Source organism: Salinicola sp. (assembly GCF_982684285.1).
The window spans coordinates 1-1567 of the sequence record NZ_CEXLVS010000435.1; the positions used below are offsets into that span (position 1 = coordinate 1).

At 38.4% G+C, this 1567-nt stretch carries 2 protein-coding genes; one reads left to right on the plus strand and one right to left on the minus strand.

The features are described 5' to 3' along the window. Positions 1–323: class II fructose-bisphosphate aldolase (locus AC3AYF_RS20815; protein WP_487780377.1), on the minus strand; the 323-nt coding region annotated here is incomplete at its 3' end. A 659-nt stretch (positions 324–982) separates the two neighbouring features. Here AC3AYF_RS20815 and AC3AYF_RS20820 point away from each other — a divergent pair. Next, positions 983–1567, plus strand: a 585-nt coding sequence (locus AC3AYF_RS20820) for a hypothetical protein (protein WP_487780378.1), incomplete at its 3' end; no start/stop codon positions are given.

The window sequence follows — 1567 nt, forward strand, 5'->3', positions numbered from 1 at the left end:
AAAGAGCCATCCATCATCACCGAGCTAAAGCCTGATTGAATGGAGCGAGTACACACCGCGGGTTCAGAGCCATGATCTTGATGCATTACCACAGGAATATGAGGATATTGCTCAATTGCAGCCAGAATTAGATGACGCAGGAACGGTTCACCTGCATAATTACGCGCACCTGCAGAGCCTTGCATGATAACGGGACTATCCGTTGCATCTGCAGCTTGCATAATCGCTTGGACTTGTTCCAAATTATTGACATTAAATGCAGGAATAGCAAAGTCATGTTCTGCTGCATAATCTAATAATTGTCGCATTGATACTAAAGCCATATATCTACCTTTATAGTTATTGTCTTTGGTCAATTATGAGTATTGAAACCGCGTATGTTTCTACGCTGTTTAGTTGTTGACCAAAAATCGATCTTACGAATTGCTTCTCGTATCTTGTTCGATGAGATGAGCAAATGCAGCCAGTGTAGGTAAGTTTAGCTATAAATAAAACTCACGTATTTTTATTGTAGAGATAAGCAAGTCTTATATGACAAAATACAAAGTGAGACAAACTCCTTAATTTGATCATGAATTAACCGCTGGAATAAGCAGAAGCTAAAACCATTCAAGCCGCTGTTTTTACTTGGAATGTTTGACGAAGTCTTGCATGTAAAACATCAGAAATTGAGTAAATGCAAAAATAAAGATGAAAGGGCTCTTGGTTTACTGGAATTCAAATAAAAAACCCACAAACATAGTGACGGATTTGAACAACAATCAAAAACTTGATGGAAATATGTTGGTATTTTTCCGGCCATAATGGTGATGGCATAGGTACGAATTTAGCTCATTCCAAAAAGCCTGCTAGACTCATATACTCCCTTTAAATACGACTTGAATAAATTCTATTTATTATGCCGCAACAGCAAACAAAGTCATTTTCAGTTAACTTGTTTCCTTCATCAACGATTTGTCTAGAAACAATTGATGAATGGTTGATGGATGTTTTTGATGTCAGGGTGACATCATATTTTGATGATAAATCGGTAATGCCAGATGAGTCCGAGCAGCTTATTTATGAATTGGCTTGGCGAGGACAGCAGTTAGTCAATGTCTTTTTACAGTTTGCCAATATACCCGCCTTTTATTCTAAAAAAGCAATTCAAGTCCATAAAGATAAAAGCCAAAAGATACACCTTACTCTCTCTGTAGCAGAGATCGAAATAACGAATCCGAATGCCTACACAATTGCCATTCGCTCAGCGTTTGAAACGCTTCAATGGATCACCACTAAAGAAAAAAGCCCGGAAAACATTCTGCAGCTTTATAGCGATGTTGAGAGGAAAAGTCGTATTCTACTAAAGCGTTTTTTTTCCGGTGGAAAATCGACACTGCCAATTTTAAAAGCTGCTTATGATAGGAACATTCCATTTATTCATTTAGGCAGTGGTGTGTATCAGCTCGGATGGGGGCAATATTCACATCAATTGTCACGAAGTACGACAGAAACAGACTCGGCAATAGGGGCAAGAACAGCACAAGATAAGGCTAAATCAGCGATATTACTGAAAATGGCTGGATTG